This is a genomic window from Paenibacillus sp. EB106-06-01-XG199, assembly GCF_058791575.1.
Map to the genome: position 1 here is coordinate 99,255 of NZ_JBYTDQ010000008.1, position 19,926 is coordinate 119,180.

The window sequence follows — 19,926 nt, forward strand, 5'->3', positions numbered from 1 at the left end:
TTAATTAAAATTTACGACAAGTTTACCACATTGCGCAGGCATGTGCTTTGACTTATTCCCGACATATTGCTTTGTTAGAATGGGAAACAAGCCTAACAGGGCGCTTAGAAAATGGATGGAGGGAATAAGGATGAAGAAAAAAACATGGGTCTGGATTGCCACAGGAGTCGTTATCATCGGAGCAGTAACGGCCTTTGCCTTCTTGAACAACAGCTTGGGCAATAACGTTGAAATCGAGTCTGTTATTCCTGCACAGGAACAGGGAACGAATAGTGCGGGCACGGCTGCCGCAAATGCAAATGCGAGTGCGAGTGGAGAAACAGCTTCCGGTGCTGCTGTTACAGCGGAACTATTGAACGGTGCCTGGAGTATTGCCGACACTTCCAAAGTCTATTGGTCGGTGACGACCTCCAAAGAGACTGTGAATTTTGTGAATGAAAAGGTTCAGGGAACCTGGAATGTGAATCTTGAGGATGCCGCCGCAATGACCGGGGAAGGGACTCTGGAGATGAGCGCGCTGGATTCCGAAAACGCTCAAAGAGATGAGCATGTCAAAAGCGATGATTACCTCGCGGTAACGCAGTTCCCGCAGTCGACCTTCACCGTGAAGTCGTTCTCCGAACTGCCGGCAGAATGGACGGAAGGCACCGCAGTACCCGTGGAGATGCAAGGGACACTTACGGTCAAAGGGATTGAGAAGGACGTGACTTTCCAGTCACAGGCCGTATACAGCGGAGGACAGCTTCTGCTGTCGGGAACAACAACCGTAACGTTTGAGGATTTCGGCATGGTAAGTCCACATTCCATCGTACTGGATACGGAGAATAATCTCGAAGTACGCCTGGAACTTACACTTACTAAATAGAATATACAGAGTCTATCACGACTGTTTGTGCCTATCGCTTTTATAAGTGGAAGTCCACTTCGGTGCAGGACTGTAAAATGAAAAGAGCAGGGCTTCTCCCGTTATTGGAGAAACCCTGCTCTTTGTTTGTGGTTTAAACACATTAGCTTTAAGAAGAGGAGAGGCTCGAACAGGTTGTCAAACTTCGAGAGTCACTTATTCTATCCCGGAATTGTGCATCGTCTGAAGCGACGAACACAGGAGCCTGGCGTGCAGCTTCCCAGCGGTATGCAGGTCGGGTCATCAGCGCTGGTCCCGCCCGATCAAAGGCATATCTGCCTTTGAATCGGTCCTACCGTGCGGATCCCGCCTAATCAAGTGCATATCTGCCTTTGAATTGGCCCAACCGTGCAGATCCCGCCTAATCAAGTGCATATCTGCCTTTGAATCGGCCCAACCGTGCGGATCCCGCCTAATCAAGTGCATATCTACCTTTGAATCGGTTCATCAGCGCGGATCCCGCTCAATCAAAGGTATTGCTACCTTTGAATCGGTCCTACCGGCCCGGCAAGCACGTTACGGATGTCAGGCCGGGCTGCTCTGACTAATGCCCGTCTTCCGCTGCTTCTCCATCGCCGGTGGTCTTGTCATCCGCATCTTCCTTAGGGGGAATGCTCTTCTTCGGTGTGCCGTCCAGGCCATATTCCCAATCGTACGCATCAAAAATTTTGCGGGCGACTGGTGCGGCACTGTTCGAGCCGAATCCCCCTTCGGGGATGACTACAGCTACTGCCAGCTTCGGATTCTCGCGTGGGGCAAAGGCAATAAATACCCCGTTGTCTACTGTAAACTTCGTATTGACTCCATTGACCTTTCTGTAGTATTCCTGCTGGGAGGTTCCGGTTTTGCGTGCAAAGTCATAGGGGAAACCCTCAAATGCTTTAACGTCAGTATTCATTCCTTTAATAACTTCCCGCCAGTAGGACTTGTCGAACTTCACCTCGTTCAGCACTTCCCTCCCGAACGTCTTTACGGTTTTGCCCGCCGAATCTGTGACTTTACTGACCAGCTGGGGTTTGATCCGTACCCCCTGGTTTGCCAAGGTAGAAGCATATTGTGCTAACTGCAGCGCGGTGTAACGCCCCTGCTGTCCGAAGGAGGCGAATACCAGGGCTGATTGCGGACTGCCATTCTTAGCTTCGTCAAAATAATCGATGATGCCCTTGTGTTCTCCCGGCAGTCCGCTACCCGGAACTTCACCAAGTCCAAAATCTCTCATATATCTATCCCAGACCTTGACACCCTCTTCATGGTATTTCTCATAAAGCTTTTTGCCGATCATATCGATCATAAATACGTTGGAGGATTTCTCAATTGCCTTGGCAGGGGAACTAAAGTATCCATAAGGATGACCTCCGGCATTGCGCACGGTTGTTTCGTGTCCTTCTCTGCCGAAGGTCGTGCTGCCTTTGTCCGTGTAGGTCGTGCTTGTCGTAATGAAACCTTCGTTCAGGCCGATCAATACGGTCAGCGGTTTGATGACAGAACCCAGGAAAACTGCCGATTCGAAGTTGTGGCCGGACCGCCCGGAAGAAATAGGTGTAATAGTACCGTTCATATAATTTAGCATCAATTCGTTCCATACCGATGGCGGAAGGGTACCCTTGGTCCACAGATTGGTGTCATAGTCCTCCATACTGGCCATAGCTACAATATTACCGGTATCGACTTCCATGGCAACAGCGTAGCCGGTCTTGGCGTCGGGATGAACCTTTCCCTGTACCGGATTTCTGTGCACCCATTCAATCTGATCCAGGATAGCCTGCTCAGTCTTCAGTTGAACATTTTTGTTGATCGTGGTCCACAGGTCATTGCCTTTGACGGGCGGAACCACTTTCTCAATGCCTTCGGCTATGTTCTGTGCATTAACGCCTACCATCAGATATCCGTTGCGTCCGCGCAGCTCCCTTTGATACTGGAGTTCAAGACCGTCGTACCCGACGAACTCATCGTCCCTGTAAGCCAGACCGGGGTCGCCCTCGTTTTTCATCGCCGCCAGGATGTTTCTATAAATATCCATGTCCGTTTTTTTGAACGGCTTAATATATCCAATCGTTTGTGAAGCTACCGTATCCTTGTCATAATGACGTTCATCCTCTTCACTTACCGTGAGATTGGGGTATTTGTCCTTGTGCTCCATGAAGTAGGCCACTTCTTTATTTGTCAGACCGCGTTTGATCGGACGCAGCATAAAGCCGGAATAAACTTTGGAATCCAGGTCCATGGCTTTCAGCACTGCTTCTTTGGTTAGTACTTCATCTTTAGGTACCTTAGCCCCATGTGTTGCGAAATCAGCTGCAAGCTCAGTTGCAAGAAGGCCGGCCTTGGCGACGGCCTCTGGAGTACGGGCAGTTTTTTTAGTCTTCTTGTCCTTCGAGGTTTCGGAATATTCTTTTGTTAAAGTAAAATATAAGGTCTGCACCGAAGTCGAATAGGCCAATTTCTCTCCAGCCTGAGCATAAATAGTCCCTCTAATTGAAGCAAGCGGAACACTTTTCGTATCCCGGCTTGTCTCTGCCTCTTTGAGCGTAGGTCCTTCGACAAACTGTAGAATGGCAAGACGGACAATAATAATGCAGAATATAATAAACGTGCTGAAGAAAAACACATTGATGCGCAGACTAAGCGACTGGTTCGTTTTTTGGTCATCAGATAAAGAATTTGATTTGAAAATAGACTTCACATGCAGCCTCCCCTACAGAGTGAATCGATCCTGTTTGCAGATAGATTATTGAATGAAAATAAGACTTTACCATATTGTACCACAATATACCATCTAGTTTAAAAACGGATAACTATAGGAGGAAAAACGATGATTGAAGTAGCAGCGGCCATTATTCATAATAAAGAAGGGCAGATATTGATTGCCCGCAGGCGGCAGGGCAAGCCGCAGGCCGGACTGTGGGAATTTCCCGGCGGCAAGCTGGAGGCCGGCGAAGATGTCCCGCAGTGTCTGCGGAGAGAGCTGATGGAGGAGTTGAATATCACCATACGTCCCACCGGGGCTTACGGGGTCAATGAACATAACTATGGCAGTGTGCAGATCCTGCTGATTGCCTGGAAAGCGGAGTTTCTGGAAGGGGAGATCATTCTCAGTGATCATGATGAGTACAGTTGGGTGCTGCCTGCTGAACTCGAGAGTTTTGTTTTTGCTCCGGCTGATGTTCCTTTTGTAGAAAGATTGCTGGAAGAGTCCTAGCCGATATATAAACTTAAAGGAGCTGTTTGATTTTGGCTGAATATCCGAAGCTTGTGCGTGACGGCATTCCGGGGCTGATAGCTTCTCAGGGGCGAGCCTGTACTTCCCGAATACTGGAACCCGAAGAATACATAGAATATTTGCGCGCGAAGTTGCGCGAAGAAACGGCGGAGTACTTCAAGGCCGAGAGCGATGAGCATGCTCTGGAGGAGCTGGCCGATATGCTGGAGGTCATCCGCGCTTTGGCACAAACTCATGGAGCGGACAGCGAAGTGCTGGAGAACATTCGTGCAGAGAAGGCGGAGCGCCGCGGAGCATTTAAGGAACGGATTTTGCTGCTGCAGCTGGAGGAAGCACACTAGCGGACAATGAGGGAGTTGCCGCATGATTTTTGGTGAGGAGGTACATCCCATGTTCAAAAAGAAAGTGACTTTTACGCTATGCATTATTTCGGCAATTATACCCATTGTGTTATACATCTACCTTTACCCGCGGATGCCGGATTTTGTGCCAATTCACTATGATGGGGATGTAGTTGACCGGTTTGTAGACAAAGGGAGCTACGAGGTGCTGTTGATCAGTTTGTTCGGCTGGTGCGGTTTTGTGTTTATCCGGCTATTGCATTGGCTGCTGCGAAAAGTGTTCATGCGCAGCTATATTGAGAATCTCGCTGTTGTGCACCGGACCTGGAATGCGGCAACGCTGCTTGTGACAGTAGGGTGCTCCGCGACCAGTATATGTGCGCTGCTTGCTATGGCATAGGCGCAACCCTAACTCTTTTACAGGAGAGGCGCAGTTTGATAGAATCAAAGGGACTAGCAATAGTCCCAAGGAGGAGGTATTAGTGTCATTGGATAACGCTTACAAAGTAAAATGGGGCATTCTCAGCACGGGCTGGATTGCCCACCAGTTTGCTACAGACCTGGCTCATGCCAGTAACGGGACCGCTTATGCCGTGGGATCACGTACGCAGGAAAGCGCTGATGAATTCGCCAAAAATCACGGCATCCCGGTGGCCTATGCCACTTACGAAGATTTGGTGAGCGATCCGGAAGTGGACGCCATCTATATTGGCACACCTCATCCGTTCCATAAGGATAATGTGCTGCTTGCGCTGCGCGCCGGCAAGGCCGTGCTGTGCGAGAAACCGTTCACCGTGAACAGCAGCGAATTGGAAGAAATTGTGGCGTATGCCCGCGAGCAGAAGCTATTCCTGATGGAGGCTATGTGGAGCCGTTACATTCCTGCGAACGTCAAGGTCAGAGAATGGCTATCTTCCGGAAGGATCGGTGATGTTCGTCTGGTGAAGGCAGATCTCGGCTTTCGTTCCAACTGGAATCCGGAGGGACGTCTGCTGAACCCGGTGCTCGGCGGCGGTGCGCTGTTGGATGTCGGCATCTATCCGATTTCATTTGCTTCAATGGTCTTTGGGCCTCATCCAGAAACCATCTCCAGCACCGTACATATTGGTGATACCGGGGTGGATGAGCATTTCTCGCTGCTGCTGTCCTATGGCGACGGCAAAAGTGCTTCGCTGAATGGCGGTATCCGTCTCAAGATGGTGGAGGAAGCCCATGTATTCGGGACAGAAGGCTATATCCTTGTCAAAGGAACACTGGTGAATCCTAAGTCAGCTGAGCTTTACATCGGCGGTGAGCTGGTCGAGACCTTTGAGGATGACCGTACCTCGATCGGATATTCCTTTGAAGCCGAGGAAGTGGGACGTTGTCTCCAGGCGGGACTTACGGAAAGCCCGGTGATGACCCTCGATGAGTCCGTAGCCATCATGAAGCTGCTGGATCAGGTTCGTGGACAATGGGGACTTAAGTATCCTGGTGAATAAGAGAATCAATACTGTTATAACAGATTGGCGGCCCCCGGAGAATGTTCACATCACTCCGGGGGCCGCTGTATATCGGGAGGCGGATAGGATCTTCCCTATATACGGAAAGATTATCGGCAAATATACTTTTTGACATCCCGCACCTTCAGTACCTTCACATTTCCCTTGAGCAAAGATCTATCACTTATTATCCACGTATGATCTTTGGAGTCCCTTCTGCGGATCGCCAAGAAATTGTAAGGACTTCCCGCGTAGATTTTAAACCCTTTGCTGAGGCAGCGGGAGCAGAATTTCACGCATTCATTCCGGTTTAGATCTGGAAAATCCACCTGCTCCAAAACAGCACGCTTGATGAGTAAAGTTGCCCCTTGTACTAGAGAAACATATTGATCAGCCCGTTTGGGATAACGGAGCAGGAGCAGTTTTTTACCGTTCAGGTACATGAAGTGGGCGCGTTTGCCGACAATATCGGCATGGGTATCCACCATGCTGCGGCGGCTGCCGGACAGATAGCCAGGGGCGTAATAATCATCATCGTCAAATTTGGCAATCAGCCCGTATCTGGCCATTTTCACGCCATAATTCAGGCAGGAGCCCAGCGAGACATGCCCGGGCAGGCTATACACCCTCACATTAGGATATGGCAACGCGGCCCTGATATAATCGCTTAGCTTCAGGCTTGGATGATTCAAGATCACGATCAGCTCTTTATTCCTGTAATTCTGTCTGTCGTAATTGTGGAAAAGGGTGTCCATATTTTGTCTCCGTCTGGTGCACGTAATGATCGAAACCGCATCCTTCTCGTAAGCAAGATATGGGGAAATCATGAGCGGATATCCTTGGGCTTTTTCTGCACAAACTTTTTGTAATTCTTTACAGACGGAATTGTTTTATGATGAGCAATCAGTTCTTTATCGCTGATGATCCAGGTATGATTGGAGGAGTTTTTCCGGCGGATGGCGACAAAGTTGTATTTACCTGCGGAATACACCTTATAGCCCATTTTTTTGCTCCTGATGCAAAATAGATCGTCTTCCCCAACGTTTCGATCCGGAAATTTCACTTTGCTTAATACGTTGCGCTTAATCAAAAGAGTAGCTCCCGGGAGTTTGCTTACGGGCCGGTTCTCATCATGTGGAAAACGGAGAATCAGTGTTTTGGAGCCCTGCAGATACATATAATGCGACCGCTTGCCAATTACGTCGGCTTTTGTTCTGCGCAAGGCCTGCAAACTATCCGTCAAATAATAGGGGGCGTAATAATCATCATCATCAAATTTGGCAATATAGCTGTATTTCGCCTTCCGCACAGCGAAGTTTAGACAAGCGCCGAGAGAGGTAGAGGCAGGGATCCGAAAAATGTGTACATTGCGGAGCTTTTTGGCCTGCTTATAGTAGGAATCAAGCGGAATCTTATTGTTGTTCACGATGATGATAAGTTCTTTTGTCCGGTATTTCTGTCTATTGAAATTATTAAACAAGTTACGCAAATAACCTTGGCGGTTCGTGCAGGTGATAATGGAAACTCCCTGCTTGTTTAAAGAGCCTGCGGCACCGGCTTCCATTACATCGCTCCCTTTATCCGTGATCTTCCTTTACTATATATATGTGCACGGACAATGGCGGTAACGGCAGATGACGCGACAATGTACAGCCTATTAGGCATAACGTTAATATTTAGGAAATCATGCAAAGGAGGTACTGCTATGGGATTAGATATGGATCGTTATCAAGGCTGTCTGCAAGGGTTGGCGGTTGGAGATGCACTGGGGACCACAGTGGAATTCAAGGCCCCCGGCACGTTTGTGCCTATGGAGGATATCATGGGGGGCGGCGTGTTTGAACTGCTGCCCGGACAATGGACAGACGATACTTCGATGGCGCTCTGCCTGGCGGAAAGTCTGCTGGCGAAGCAGGGCTTTGACGCTGCTGACCAGATGCAGCGTTATACAGAGTGGTTCCGCAAGGGTTATCTGAGCAGCACGGGGGAATGCTTCGATATTGGCAACGCTACGCGCGCGGCACTGCAGCATTTCGAGGACACGGGTGAAGCTTACAGCGGATCGGAGGATCCCCGTTCAGCCGGGAACGGCTCGATCATGCGGCTTGCTCCGGTGGTCATGTACTATGCGCAGCATCCGGCAGATGCCATAGACTTTGCGGCACACAGTTCAAGGACAACCCATGCCGCAGGGGAGTGTCTGAGTGCATGCCGCCTGATGGCCGCCTACATCCTCGCCGGGCTGCATGGCTGGCGCAAGGAAGAAATGCTGGCCCCTGATGCATTTGCCGAATGGCTTCAGCAGGACCTGCTGACACCGCATCTTGCCGACATTTATTCCGGTTCTTATAAGCGGAAGGAACCTCCGCAGATTCAAGGTACAGGTTATGTCGTTGAATCGCTGGAAGCGGCACTGTGGGCTTTTCACAAATCGGCAAGCTTCGCCGAAGGTGCACTGCTCGCCGTCAATCTGGGGAATGACGCCGATACTACCGGCGCAGTCTACGGCCAAATTGCCGGAGCCTATTATGGTCTAAGCGGCATCCCGGCGGGCTGGACCGGCAAGCTGGCGATGCAGGCGCTGATTAGCGGCTACGCCGGGCGGCTGTTTTCAGAGCGCACGGGGAGATAAGCGGGATGGCAGGAAGTAGGGGAGCCTTTGGCGTGGAAAAACGCCCCCCTGTCAGAAGAGCAGGGGGGCATACGCATACCTATCGGCATGGGTACTAGACTAATTGGTCAATCTGGCTGCCTGGAGGGACTTTTTCCTTATTTGCTTCTGCGTAGATCTGTATTTCCGGTGTGGATAAAGCGCCTTCGGTTGCCGGATTCTTCTTGTCTTGCACATCTGCAGGAGATTCGTTCGGACTAACTGGCGAAGGGGCTGATTGTACAGCTTCTGTCATTTTATCCTGGGCGCTTTTAGCAATGTTCATGAGTTTCTGATCCAGATTGGAAGCTCTTTGGAATAGTCTTGCAGACTTCACAGGGTTACTGTTTTCCAAGGATTTCGCTTCAGTACGCAAAGTGATTTGCGCCATTCTCACAGAACCGCTTTGCTTTAAATCATTATGGGCGGATATAACGCCGTTCAAGGTGTACGTTGTATGGGCAAGCTGCTGTTCCTCAGGCGTTTGTTTGTCCGGGCTCCACGATTTTTGGGAAAGCTCCTCCTCCTTCTTTTGTTTAGTGTCTTCATCCAAACCCTGTGTCTTGCGCTGGTTTTCGAGAGAATTTATTCGAATTTGCTCGTCCAGCTGCTGAATTTGCTCATCCAGGGAAGCGAGCTCGGCCTGAACCGCTTCGGGACTATCCCCTCTTTTAAGGGCGTTGCCCACATACTCGGAACGTCTGTCGATCAGGGACTGCTTTTGCTCGTTCAATTGATTAATTAGCTTTGTCTGCGGATTTGCTGGAATCTTCATGTCTGGACCGGGCTTCTGTTCTGCCCCCTTTCGCTCTAGCCGACCGTGATCGACTAATGGAAGGGGCGAACGCTGAATAGAACGCGATACATTCATACGGAACCTCCAATTTGTAGATGTATATACTAAATAAAGTTAAAGATATGTATATATATCGGTCTTATCAGCTGTTTTGTTAATTAGTAAAGGGGGCTTATAATGAAAGTAGCAGTTCAGGAATAATAGGAATCATAATGGCTTAAGCAGGGGATGAGAGGGCATAAAGTGAAAACAATATTGCTGAAGTATCTGACCAGATTCACATCTCTTAATGAAGAAGAGCAACAGGCAATTGTTGAGGAAATTCATATTGAGGAATACAAAAAAGGGACAACGCTCCTTAGACAAGGAGATGTCCCCACTAAATGTTATTTTGTGATGAAGGGCTGTGTGAGACAGTACTCCATAGATCAGGCGGGAAAAGAGTTCACATCTAATTTCTACACAGAAGAACAAGGCATTTCAAGCTTCAATCGTCATAAACATGATAAGTCATCCGAGTATTCTTTAACATGTCTGGAAGACTCCATATTGGTCGTTGGTGATCTTGATACCGAACAGGACATGTATCATAAACACTCCCAATTGGAGTCCATGACACGCAGGATGGTAGAGGCCAACTTTGGTGAAGTCCAAGAGGAATTCGCTGCATTTATCGGTTCTACACCTGAAGAACGCTACAAGACACTTTTACTGAAACGGCCATATTTAGTCGATCGTGTACCCCAGCATCAGTTGGCGAGTTATCTTGGGGTTACCCCAGAGTCACTAAGCAGAATAAAAAAGCGGATTAATCAGGATAAGCTTTAGGTAGAGATCATGCTTTCTTCGGGACTTTTCCGCCTTTGATCATCAGCCATATTCCAAACCCCAGTTCTCCAACAATCATTGGCACATTAAATACAAATTCAAGGATCGTAATGATCTCATTGTATTGTGGAAGAAACGAGTTGCAGAAGTGAATGATAATGTATCCTGCTGCAGCAATCAACAATAAGATGCCAATGACTTTAGGGATGGTGTCAGACCGGAAAGCGACATAACCCACAATCATTAGATGCCCGCCAAAAATGATCAAACCGACTGACCAGATCAATTCAAAAGCTTCCAAGAACAGCATCACATATCCCTGTAGTTGACCGGCTGTAAATAATGATAAATAGTCTGCGCCGCTCGAGAGAAGCATCACTAATAGCAAACTCAGTATGGCAATTCCCAATATAGCCGAATAGATAAGACGGAACCATGCACCGAGCAAGGACAGCTTTTTATCAATGGGCTTCAGGATAAGATAGAACGCCCAGGCAACTACGATGTCACAGATCAGGATGAGAAGCCAGCCAAAGATTTCAGCCCTGAAAAGCATATTGGATGACCTGAGATTGTTCAATGTAGCACTGGGATCGCCTTGTACAACCAGACTTCCATGAACATAACCATAGGAAAAATATGCTGCAATCGCCATGATGATAAGTGATATGCCGGCAGTTAGTGCTGTTTTCCGCAGTTCCAATCCTTCTTTAACTGGGGTAGTCATAATTTAACCTCCTTGTTTACATTGTTAATTTCATTGTAAACGGCTAATTATGACGGAGCATTGACTTAAATCAAGAGCTTAATGGAACTGCCTAATCACAACATTTTTAAAGACCGCGGTTCCGCCTTCTGAGAATAAGGTTACGCCTTGATCATTTAATTCCGGGAAAATGAGACTGGAATGCACGATGATACCCTCATCAATAAAGACTTCGACGCTTGTCTTATCGACAAAAATTTTCAGATGAACCTTCTTCTGGCTGGCATCGAATGGAGACGTGCTTTCCAGATATTGTCCACTCGTGTCAGGATTTCCTGTATAAGCCCGATTGACGTAGGTGTAACCGCCCTCTACAGAAACTCCGACATCTGCATGACGGCTTTTATCGGTGGATTCCCGGAGTCTAAATCCTATATTGTTGAGCTCAGACCAGGAAATACCGGCCTCAAGCTCATACGAGTTTCCTGTGAACGGAAGGGTTGTAGAGCCATTTACTTGAATTTCTTTATAGGAGACGGTTGAATCCGCCGCCTTACTTAGAGCTTCAAGCGGTTGCGAGGCCAGATGATAAGTCCCGTCGCCAGTCAGTTTGAGTTCAATTTGACGAACAATAGAGTCCATTCCGTTAAATCCTTCGTGCAGCGTCGGCGTATTATGGGGATATTCCCAATTGTTCATCCAGGCTAAAGCATAACGGTGAGCAGGGGGACCGCTGTTAGTCCCGTCTTCAAAGGTTACAGCGCCATACCAATCAAAGCCATAGTCCAGCCACTGCGGTTCCTGCCGATCAGGGACAAATGTCTTTCCGTCAAAAGCTCCTGTCCAGTAAGCGTAGGTGTTCGGCTTCCCTGATGATTTCCCGTTGGCGCTGGCCCCAAGCACCCATTTAGAGGTCCCGTCGTCCGCAAGCATTACGTAGAGATCGGGACATTCCACAAGCCCGATATTCTCCGTTACAAAACCGCTTGTATAGTGCCAGTCTATTAAGTTGGGAGACTCGTAAAAACCTATTTTTGTACCTTCTGCCAAAGTCATGATCCATTTGCGGGAATGCTCATTCCACATGATTTTCGGGTCTCTAAAATCAGCAGTCCCCGGATTCGGCAGAACAGGAGTGTTGCTGTAAGCCTTAAATGATTTTCCCCGGTCGGTGCTATACCATAAATACTGCTCTTGTTCTCCCCCTTCGGCGGAGGGTTGTGTCACAATCGCGACAAGTGCGCCTTTTCCGAAACCTGAGGTTCCTGCCTCGTCCACAACAACCGAACCTGACCAGACATCGCCATTCGGATTACTATATTTGGGAATGGCGATGCCTTCGTCCTTCCAATACACCAGATCTGTGGATGTGGCATGCCGCCATTCCGTGCCATTCCCACTCGGATAATCACCGTTATACAAATAATAGTAATGGTAGGCTCCATCGTAATAAATGGGCCTTTGCGGGTCGTTTTTCCACTTGTCTGGCGTTGTGAAATGATAGCTGGCCCGTAAGGCTGGTTTTGGATCAGAATCCTCGTCTTGCTTCAGCGGATTGCTTTTTGCCCAATAATAACCCGCTAATCCCAGAGTGATCACAAAGCTTAAACCAATGATCCCTATAACGAGCTGTCGGGTAAACGTCCGCTTATGGCTGCTCAAATGGATACCTCTTAGTTAACCGTTAATTGTCCTTGTTCCAGAACGCTGTCTTTAACTACTGAGGTCTTCGAGCCTTTAATGTTCAACAGGAAGCTTGGGGCGAAAGTGGACTGCTGGTCCTCATACAAACCTCTGTTGGTCATATAGCTTGTGATTACCACGTTATTTCCTTTCGCTTGCGGGATCGCGAAGTGAGAGTAAGTCCAGGTAACATCACTAGGATCAAGGTCCATATGCAGCACAAGCCCGCTTTTGTTCAACGGTTGGTAAGGACCCGTCAATGAATCTGCTACATAACCGAGCATATATACATCATTAGCGCCGATTCCATCAATGGTCATTTTGGAGCCTCTGGAATCGGTGAACAAATACCATTTGTTATTCATTTCAAATACGTTCGCGCGTTCAATTTCATCCGTTACGGTATTGGAGGCAATCAGCGGCTTCATCACTTTTTTGAGCGAGTAATCATCATTCAACTCAATAATACCCAGTGCGCCGTTCGCTAAGGTCGCAAGAGATTTCTTAGGACTGGACAACAATTTATTTTTTTCAGCTTCGAAGAAGGGTTTGTTGCCTCCATAATAAGTTCTGATGTCTAGCGATTGTTCTCCCTGATAACCCGTTTCCGTTCCGGTATTGGCTTCAAAAACAAGATATTTATGACCGTTATCTTCCACATAGTGTGGGTCTCTTAACGTGTGGTTATCGTCATAGTTACCTTCACCGAATGCTTGATCCACATTTTGATAGAACTTGCTGTCTCCGTCAAAGATTGATTTGAGATCTTCCACGCCATCCACTTTCAGCGTATCCGCATCGGGCTTAGACACATTCACTTGAGCAGTCGTCAAGGTTTGCTTGCCGAAAAAGTTATTCGCCGGATCCCAGCCTTGGCGGTTGGTATAGAACAAGCGGACTTTGCCTTCCTTGGTCAAGGTTGCTGAACCGGACCATTCTTCGGCTTGGTTATTTAGAATCGGATCGTTTGAAACGTATTTATCACTATTTTTAAATACTCTGCCGGCATTTTTCCAGCTATCAATCGAGGTGTCGCCTACTTTTTGATAGAACATGTATACAAAGGTGTCCCATCCTTTTTCAGGATCTCCCGCTAAAGCGAACACGATATGATAGCCATTATATTCGGCAACGGTTCCGTCTGCGTTCTGAAGCGGCCAGCTGTCCCAAACATCCAGATCAAGGGCATTGCCAGACTCATCCACTATTTTTGCAGTAGGAATGTTTTTGATGGTGGAAGCATCAAACGAAGGGATTTGAAAATTCTCGCTTTTTTGTTGCTCCGGTATTTTCATCATGTCAGCGCGGGTAATGTGGGAAAAACCAAAGTCTTCTTTGTAATTCTTGCTGTTATCTTCTTTGGCCAAAGCTGAAGCCCCGCCACCTGTAAGTAAAGCTGCTGTAAAGGTTACTGCTGTTGCTTGTCTTACCATCTTTTTGATATTCATTCTCCCGGTCTCCTTTTGGTTGCGAATTTTTGTTGTTTTTAAACAGAAAAAAAGACCTAAAAATACCATTGGGGATACGTAAAACGCATCGATTCCCAAACGGATTTTTAGGTCTTGCCTGCTTAACAGTAACAATCCCGACATATTTTGTTGTCGCGTTAATTCTATAATTTTATAACGGAAAATGGCTATAGACTGAAACTCCTATTTTTTCGAGGATAATACTAGGGGTATTTGATATTGTTTCGATATCAAGAGTCTAAAGTCCTATATTATTTGATTTCGATATATTACCATTCGTCGACCGTGTACAGATCCGATCAATTTCCATGGCGATAAATACCAGCTGGCTGTCGATGAAAGTATACCCGTAATCTTCTTCAACCTGATCGCCAACCTCCCTGGCCTGCAAGTAGGCCCGGGCGTAACGTTCTTTGGCAATTCGTACAATTTCAGGGTTCAACTCATTGAGAAGCTTGCCGGTTTCATCGGATTTCAGAATGTTCTCAAGCTGTGTCACCAGACGCTCGTAATTGGCGGAGCCTCGCTTAAGCGTAACGCGGGCAGCCTGTTCCACACCTTCAGCAATATCACGGATCATTGCCGCCATTTCGGCATCTGTTCCGTGAGCTCCGGCGTTTTTCCAGGCAGTATGGATATGCATGGCGATGTATCCGACCTCGTCCTCGGGAATTTCGACCTGCAGGGTTTCATGGATAATGTTTTTGGCCTGTTGTCCAATCTGGAACTCTCTCGGATATAAAATACGGATTTCATCCAGCAGCGTATTCTGGATCATCGTTCCTTTCGCGATCCGCTCCAAAGCGAAGGAGAGGTGATCTGTCAGTGCAATATGAATATGCTCATTAAACGTCACTTCCAGTTCACGTTCAGCATACGAAATAATTTGTTCGGACGCGGTAATCTCTTCTTCAGGCAGTGTCCGCAGCATTTCCTGCAAATGGCCGTATTGATCCGGGTCATCCATAATGAACACTTTTTCAATAAGGGACGGATCTATAATATCGTTTTTCCCTTTTTGAAAAGCAATACCGGAACCCATGACAATCTTTTCCGCTCCAAGGTCGTTTACCACAACCGCGTTGTTGTTCAGAATTTTTTTGATTTTCATGTTATTCTCCTATGCTTGTTTGTTCCTTAAGAAGTCGCTTGTCAACCCCAAGAATCCAGGTGGCTGTAAAGGCTGTTATTGCTGCCAGTAGAAAACCAATCAAATAATGGATAAGATTCAGCTGCCCGAGCTGGACGGTAAAGGCGATCATTGGAATCCCGGTTAAGCCGAACGAATCAGCTGCGACCTGATAATAAGCTACATAAGCCCCTCCGGCGGCACCTCCCAAAGCAGCGCCCAGGAAAGGGCGGCCAAGCTTCAGGTTGACGCCGAAGGTGACCGGTTCGGTGATGCCGAGAAAGGCGGTGATTGACGCGGGCAGGGCTATTTTTTTCAATGCTTTGTCACGGGTTCTGGCATACACGGCCAGTCCGGCCGCAGCTTGGCCGATATTCGCCATAGACCAGATGGGAAGCAGGAAATTGACGCCGACCTCCGGATTGGTGATCAATCCGATTTCAATTGCCTGAATGCCATGATGCAGACCGCTCACGACAACAGAACTGTAGATTCCGCCAAGCAGCAGACCGAACAACGAACTGCCGTATCTGAACACCACTTCCAGCAAGCTGCTAAGAGAGCTGCTCAGTTCGTAGGTGAGTGGACCAATGACCAGAATCGCAATGCTGCCCCCGGCGGCAAGGCTTAAAAAGGGGATCAGCATAACTGCAGTCGATGGCGGAAGGAGCCGGCGCAGCCACTTCTCAATTAGACTCATTAGCAATACCGCAAGAATCGTAGGAATTACGGCTCCTGGATACCCGAACTGCGGCGTTAATAATAAATTCCCGGAACGTATCGGTGCTCCTCCGAATCCGGTGACCTGCAATAGATCAGGACGGGTCATGACAACGCCGATTGCAGCACCGAGCGCAGGGGTGCCTCCAAACCGCTTGGCCGTGTGATAACCGAACATCACAGCCAAAATCTGAAATGCCGAACCTGTCAATAATGACAGGGTTCGGAACGGGACACTCTCCGGCTGCGCCCAGCCGAAGGCTTCCATCATACTAAGCAGGCCCAGCAGCAGGCCGACCCCGACAAAGAGTGGAATCATGGGCACGACGATATCGGAAAAAAAGCTTACCGCATCGACAATCTGTCTGAACGCACAAGGAAGTAGAGCCCGCTTGGACCCGGAAGTGCTATCCGGGCTTATGGATTCAGAGGGTCCGGCAGACTGAACCTCTTCCTGCTGTGTTGGCCCGCCGTCTTGAAGGATGCGGACAACCTGGCGGTGCACCTTGAAGACGTTGGCCGAGCCCAGTATAATTTGCAGCTGTTCGGCTCGAAAGAACACGCCCTGAACCTCCTGCATGCCGGAAAGGCCGGCTTCGTCCACTAGGGAACTGTCCCGCAGTCTAAGGCGCAGCCGGGTTGTACAGTGGATGGCTTCTAATACATTGCCGAATCCTCCAGACAGCCTAATCAGATGTTCAGCCAATTCCCTTGCCGAACCGCGGGCCTCCTTCGCAGTCTCTCCAGCCTGTTCCGGGCGAATATTCCCTTGCGTCATTACTGTGCCTCCCAACCATTTTGTTCAGCCGCTATCTTAGGAATCTAATTGTGACAATGATCGATTCTAAAATCAATGGTCAGGAATTACCACCTTATCAAGTAAAAACAGGTATTCCGCCTTAGTTTCCAGAACAAAAGGATATAACTTTAGCAGCCCGAATACGTTTCAGCACATGAATAGGGCTCCCTGCTATCAGCGCTGCTTCTCCATACACTGCTCCCGCCACCTCATAAGCCAATCATGCTGCTCCTCGCAAAATTCGATGGTACGTCCGGATAGCACCCTTAAGAGATCCGGATAATATGGGGAAAAGGAATTATTATATTACTGCCCGCTTACATTCCCCGTGTTCCCGGCTGCCCATGCAGTGGATGGAAATGTGTCCAGCTATTTATTTTAGCTCCACAGCGAATGCAACCGTGGAGTTGCTTGAAACGGAATAGGTTCCTGCTGCACTCAGTAAGCCAGCGAATTATGTATCCATCACAAACTATGGCGCGGCAGCTCGGTTTTCAATAACAATAGGGTTACCGGAGCGCCTTCAGGTAAGTTCATGAATACTTCCACAAGCTTAACCGTTTCAGGAACGGGAAATAACTGGTGAGCAGTTAAGCTGATGAAAAGGTAGAGCAGATGAGGCTATCCTTTGCAGGGGAAGGTCTCTTCTGCTTGTTGACAGATATCCAGCATCTGGATACGATAGACTGAAATACAGCAATTCGAAAAGAGGCTTATGTATGTCACGAGGTTTTCGTTTCATCAAGTTGAGATAAGAAGACGCCTATCAATTTTTTGATGAATCCTGCAGCCGAGGATTTATTTGATTTGCCGTTTTTCAATCAACTGGTGAGATGGAGGCCTTTTTATGCCCGGATTTAGCGGCAGGGGACAGCTTTGCCTTGTTATATGCAGATGCCCAAGCACCGGACGGCGGATTTTGCCCGTCTGTGGTTTGGGCTGTTTGGTTTGCCCTTATACCTCCGTCTCATCTGATTTCTATTTCTATGGAGGTACACTCGTATGAGAACGAAAGGTTCCTTTACCCATCAAATGCTTGAAATCGCAGCCAGTCGTTACAGTATGAGCAGCGGCCAGCTCCGTTACCTTGGAGGCAGCCAGAATATGGTTTATGAGGCCCAGCAGGATAGCCATGACCGCATATTGAGAATCACTCCAAGCTCTAACCGTTCTAAGAACCTGATCCTCGGGGAGCTGGACTGGATTTTGTTTCTGGCGAATGAAGGGGTTTCTGTCTCTGCACCCCTATTGTCCAGGAACGGTGAATTAGTGGAAGTTATTGAGCAAAGAGATGGATCTTATAGCTGCGTTTGCTTCGAAAAAGCCCGTGGCAGAACAATCAGCTACCCGGAATGTCTTCAAAATCCTCTGCTGTATGAAAAACTGGGGCAACTGACTGGCAAACTGCATGCCTTGTCCAAAAACTATCAGCCACAAGATCCTCAGAACCAAAGACAGGATTGGAGCAGGAATTGGTTCCTGCAAAATATAGACCTGATTCCCTCATCCCAGGCAGGGTGCGGGAGAGCGGCTTCAAATTACTGGAGACCCTTCGCGGCTTGTCCAAAGACCCCAATTCATACGGACTTATTCATGGGGACATTCATACCGGAAACTTTATGGTGGATGAACATGGGGAAATCACCCTTTCTATTGGATAGCCCAAATCCCGCTATTTCTAATGCTGAGAGAATTGATCGTATATATCGGTGTTTTCCGCAATTACGACGGGGATGAATCCTTCAGCAGCTTAAATAATCAGTGGCTTAAGGACTGGATCGCGGAGAGTAAACAGAGGATTGAACAATCCATTCCCATTGTGGACATTTGGAACAGAGGAGAGAATACGAAATGAAATTGAACAACAAAAAACTTATTATTATTGATGGCATGCCGGGTTCCGGGAAAACGACCTGCGCGACGATGCTTTCGGATCAATTGTCTGCGTGGAATGTATCCAACCGGTGTATTCTGGAGCTTGAAGACAACCATCCTTTGTTCATACAGGGCTACAAATTCAGCTCCTTTGAGGATGATGCACAGGCAGATCTATTCATAGAAGGGCTGCAAGCCCTGTTCAGGGCTTTTGTTCAGGAAAGGCTGGCCAGTACGCAAGATATCACGATTATTGAAAGTGTATTGTTTCAGGATGCCGTTAACTGCGCGTATCATATGGGCATGAATCATGATAAATTGCTCAATTTCTCGTCGGAACTGCAGGAGATAATATCACCACTGCAACCGCTGCTCATCTACTTTTACCAAGTGAATGTTGAAGGGCAATGGCGGTTTATTTGCAGTGTGCGCGGGAACCAATGGGGGCCGGTGGCTCTGCATACGGATGATGATTTTAAGCAAGCCGCTGAGTTGTGGGGCGGGAGCCAGGCGTTTGTAAGAGCAATTGTTGACTCTTGGGACATCCCGAAATTAATTATTGAGAATCAGGATTATTTATGGGATGAATATGCTGACCGCATTAATCAATTTATAAGGGATTACCTAAGTTAGCATTAGCACGTTTCTACCGCGCGGAGGGATCGCGGAACCGGACTCAGTGTTAATGATTTTTTTTCAGGATTTGAGTACAGACCTCAAGGAGCCTTCTCAGGATGAGAGGGCTCCTGCCTTTATGGGGCGGCATGTCTTAACTATGCCGGCTTTGATTGAACTTTATTTTCCTCCAAAAACTGCCTTGTTTCTTCTTGGGATTCAGATGGAAGTAATCCGCGTATCACATTATCCTTTGTATGTATCTCCAGCAACAAACGATTTGTGAACGTATTCAATTTGCCGAATTCGTAATAGCTGATCATTTCCCAAGGGATCACGTCCCCCTCTTGGGAGATACCATATTCTCCGATGTACATAAGCACTCGGTCATGGTTGGCGACAACAGGAAGAACCAGCATAAAAACATAGGAGAACCAGTGATCCTCGATCACATTGCTGACCTTGAACATGTACAACAGCCACAGAACCACAACTGCGCTCGCGTACAGCAGAGTGACCACACGCAATAATTTATGTGGATTAAGTCTGGCTGGATCATAGATGCGAATTTGCCCGGCTGCCGACCGGTTGGCCTTGTATTGTCTATAGGCATAGTAGAGAAACCACGGGATGATTACACAATAAGTCAAATTTAGCACCATTATAAATATGGACTGAATCGTCATACTACCGCCCCGTTCATCGGAATC

At 47.9% G+C, this 19,926-nt stretch carries 19 protein-coding genes; 9 read left to right on the forward strand and 10 right to left on the reverse strand.

The window, feature by feature from the left end; genetic code table 11:
* The first annotated feature begins 130 nt into the window (after positions 1-130).
* Positions 131-865, forward strand: coding sequence for a YceI family protein (locus tag AC3WT9_RS25520; RefSeq protein WP_341089950.1), 735 nt, complete (start codon positions 131-133; stop codon positions 863-865).
* Positions 866-1,448: 583 nt separating this feature from the next.
* Here the strand turns inward: AC3WT9_RS25520 and AC3WT9_RS25525 are convergent.
* Complete coding sequence (locus AC3WT9_RS25525; RefSeq protein WP_341089952.1) at positions 1,449-3,587, reverse strand: peptidoglycan D,D-transpeptidase FtsI family protein; 2,139 nt, start codon at positions 3,585-3,587, stop codon at positions 1,449-1,451.
* Positions 3,588-3,716: 129 nt separating this feature from the next.
* On the opposite strand from AC3WT9_RS25525, the gene AC3WT9_RS25530 reads away from it, so the two are divergent.
* The 4 genes from AC3WT9_RS25530 to AC3WT9_RS25545 all read left to right on the forward strand — a co-directional run bounded on the left by AC3WT9_RS25530 (position 3,717) and on the right by AC3WT9_RS25545 (position 5,946).
* Entirely contained in the window at positions 3,717-4,103 is a 387-nt protein-coding gene (locus tag AC3WT9_RS25530; RefSeq protein ID WP_341377371.1) for a (deoxy)nucleoside triphosphate pyrophosphohydrolase, read from the forward strand.
* A gap of 32 nt (positions 4,104-4,135) precedes the next feature.
* Positions 4,136-4,465, forward strand: a complete 330-nt coding sequence (locus tag AC3WT9_RS25535; protein WP_341089954.1) for a nucleoside triphosphate pyrophosphohydrolase — start codon at positions 4,136-4,138, stop codon at positions 4,463-4,465.
* Between the two features lie 49 nt (positions 4,466-4,514).
* Entirely contained in the window at positions 4,515-4,865 is a 351-nt protein-coding gene (locus tag AC3WT9_RS25540; protein ID WP_341089955.1) for a DUF1648 domain-containing protein, read from the forward strand.
* A gap of 82 nt (positions 4,866-4,947) precedes the next feature.
* Complete coding sequence (locus tag AC3WT9_RS25545; protein WP_341377372.1) at positions 4,948-5,946, forward strand: Gfo/Idh/MocA family protein; 999 nt, start codon at positions 4,948-4,950, stop codon at positions 5,944-5,946.
* Positions 5,947-6,056: 110 nt separating this feature from the next.
* On the opposite strand, the gene AC3WT9_RS25550 is transcribed toward AC3WT9_RS25545, so the two are convergent.
* Complete coding sequence (locus tag AC3WT9_RS25550; RefSeq protein ID WP_341089958.1) at positions 6,057-6,773, reverse strand: glycosyltransferase family 2 protein; 717 nt, start codon at positions 6,771-6,773, stop codon at positions 6,057-6,059.
* Positions 6,770-7,510: a glycosyltransferase family 2 protein gene (locus tag AC3WT9_RS25555; RefSeq protein WP_342481147.1), complete on the reverse strand. Its 741-nt coding sequence runs from the start codon at positions 7,508-7,510 to the stop codon at positions 6,770-6,772. The genes AC3WT9_RS25550 and AC3WT9_RS25555 overlap by 4 nt, the downstream gene beginning before the upstream one ends.
* A gap of 141 nt (positions 7,511-7,651) precedes the next feature.
* On the opposite strand from AC3WT9_RS25555, the gene AC3WT9_RS25560 reads away from it, so the two are divergent.
* Positions 7,652-8,578 carry an ADP-ribosylglycohydrolase family protein gene (locus AC3WT9_RS25560; RefSeq protein WP_341089960.1) on the forward strand — a complete coding sequence of 309 codons (927 nt, stop codon included), beginning with the start codon at positions 7,652-7,654 and terminating at the stop codon, positions 8,576-8,578.
* Positions 8,579-8,672: 94 nt separating this feature from the next.
* Here AC3WT9_RS25560 and AC3WT9_RS25565 read toward each other — a convergent pair whose 3' ends face one another.
* Positions 8,673-9,467, reverse strand: coding sequence for a muscle M-line assembly protein unc-89 Uncoordinated protein 89 (locus tag AC3WT9_RS25565; protein WP_341089961.1), 795 nt, complete (start codon positions 9,465-9,467; stop codon positions 8,673-8,675).
* A gap of 168 nt (positions 9,468-9,635) precedes the next feature.
* On the opposite strand from AC3WT9_RS25565, the gene AC3WT9_RS25570 reads away from it, so the two are divergent.
* Positions 9,636-10,220 carry a Crp/Fnr family transcriptional regulator gene (locus AC3WT9_RS25570; protein ID WP_341089962.1) on the forward strand — a complete coding sequence of 195 codons (585 nt, stop codon included), beginning with the start codon at positions 9,636-9,638 and terminating at the stop codon, positions 10,218-10,220.
* Between the two features lie 7 nt (positions 10,221-10,227).
* Here AC3WT9_RS25570 and AC3WT9_RS25575 read toward each other — a convergent pair whose 3' ends face one another.
* The 5 genes from AC3WT9_RS25575 to AC3WT9_RS25595 form a co-directional block, all read right to left on the reverse strand.
* Entirely contained in the window at positions 10,228-10,947 is a 720-nt protein-coding gene (locus tag AC3WT9_RS25575) for a DUF4386 domain-containing protein (protein ID WP_445744947.1), read from the reverse strand.
* A gap of 78 nt (positions 10,948-11,025) precedes the next feature.
* On the reverse strand, positions 11,026-12,588 hold the full coding sequence (locus AC3WT9_RS25580) for a glycoside hydrolase family 32 protein (protein WP_341377378.1): 1,563 nt from the start codon (positions 12,586-12,588) through the stop codon (positions 11,026-11,028).
* A gap of 11 nt (positions 12,589-12,599) precedes the next feature.
* Positions 12,600-14,057 carry a glycoside hydrolase family 68 protein gene (locus tag AC3WT9_RS25585; RefSeq protein ID WP_341097556.1) on the reverse strand — a complete coding sequence of 486 codons (1,458 nt, stop codon included), beginning with the start codon at positions 14,055-14,057 and terminating at the stop codon, positions 12,600-12,602.
* A 259-nt stretch (positions 14,058-14,316) separates the two neighbouring features.
* Positions 14,317-15,189, reverse strand: coding sequence for a PRD domain-containing protein (locus AC3WT9_RS25590; protein ID WP_341377379.1), 873 nt, complete (start codon positions 15,187-15,189; stop codon positions 14,317-14,319).
* 1 nt (position 15,190) lies between these two features.
* Positions 15,191-16,705, reverse strand: coding sequence for a PTS transporter subunit EIIC (locus AC3WT9_RS25595; RefSeq protein ID WP_341377380.1), 1,515 nt, complete (start codon positions 16,703-16,705; stop codon positions 15,191-15,193).
* Positions 16,706-17,788: 1,083 nt separating this feature from the next.
* Between AC3WT9_RS25595 and AC3WT9_RS25600 the strand changes: the two genes are divergently transcribed.
* Positions 17,789-18,463, forward strand: a complete 675-nt coding sequence (locus AC3WT9_RS25600) for a phosphotransferase enzyme family protein (protein ID WP_492408211.1) — start codon at positions 17,789-17,791, stop codon at positions 18,461-18,463.
* A gap of 114 nt (positions 18,464-18,577) precedes the next feature.
* Positions 18,578-19,234, forward strand: a complete 657-nt coding sequence (locus AC3WT9_RS25605; protein ID WP_341089969.1) for a P-loop NTPase family protein — start codon at positions 18,578-18,580, stop codon at positions 19,232-19,234.
* A gap of 140 nt (positions 19,235-19,374) precedes the next feature.
* Here AC3WT9_RS25605 and AC3WT9_RS25610 read toward each other — a convergent pair whose 3' ends face one another.
* Positions 19,375-19,902, reverse strand: coding sequence for a DUF5673 domain-containing protein (locus AC3WT9_RS25610; protein ID WP_341089970.1), 528 nt, complete (start codon positions 19,900-19,902; stop codon positions 19,375-19,377).
* Positions 19,903-19,926: the final 24 nt, after the last annotated feature.

Bases quoted from the DNA above. Each gene is read 5' to 3' on its own strand.
- AC3WT9_RS25520 (WP_341089950.1), top strand. From the start codon at position 131: ATGAAGAAAAAAACATGGGTCTGGATTGCCACAGGAGTCGTTATCATC.
- AC3WT9_RS25530 (WP_341377371.1), top strand. From the start codon at position 3,717: ATGATTGAAGTAGCAGCGGCCATTATTCATAATAAAGAAGGGCAGATA.
- AC3WT9_RS25540 (WP_341089955.1), top strand. From the start codon at position 4,515: ATGTTCAAAAAGAAAGTGACTTTTACGCTATGCATTATTTCGGCAATT.
- AC3WT9_RS25550 (WP_341089958.1), bottom strand. From the start codon at position 6,773: ATGATTTCCCCATATCTTGCTTACGAGAAGGATGCGGTTTCGATCATT.
- AC3WT9_RS25555 (WP_342481147.1), bottom strand. From the start codon at position 7,510: ATGGAAGCCGGTGCCGCAGGCTCTTTAAACAAGCAGGGAGTTTCCATT.
- AC3WT9_RS25560 (WP_341089960.1), top strand. From the start codon at position 7,652: ATGGGATTAGATATGGATCGTTATCAAGGCTGTCTGCAAGGGTTGGCG.
- AC3WT9_RS25565 (WP_341089961.1), bottom strand. From the start codon at position 9,467: ATGAATGTATCGCGTTCTATTCAGCGTTCGCCCCTTCCATTAGTCGAT.
- AC3WT9_RS25575 (WP_445744947.1), bottom strand. From the start codon at position 10,947: ATGACTACCCCAGTTAAAGAAGGATTGGAACTGCGGAAAACAGCACTA.
- AC3WT9_RS25585 (WP_341097556.1), bottom strand. From the start codon at position 14,057: ATGAATATCAAAAAGATGGTAAGACAAGCAACAGCAGTAACCTTTACA.
- AC3WT9_RS25590 (WP_341377379.1), bottom strand. From the start codon at position 15,189: ATGAAAATCAAAAAAATTCTGAACAACAACGCGGTTGTGGTAAACGAC.
- AC3WT9_RS25595 (WP_341377380.1), bottom strand. From the start codon at position 16,705: ATGACGCAAGGGAATATTCGCCCGGAACAGGCTGGAGAGACTGCGAAG.
- AC3WT9_RS25600 (WP_492408211.1), top strand. From the start codon at position 17,789: ATGAGCAGCGGCCAGCTCCGTTACCTTGGAGGCAGCCAGAATATGGTT.
- AC3WT9_RS25605 (WP_341089969.1), top strand. From the start codon at position 18,578: ATGAAATTGAACAACAAAAAACTTATTATTATTGATGGCATGCCGGGT.
- AC3WT9_RS25610 (WP_341089970.1), bottom strand. From the start codon at position 19,902: ATGACGATTCAGTCCATATTTATAATGGTGCTAAATTTGACTTATTGT.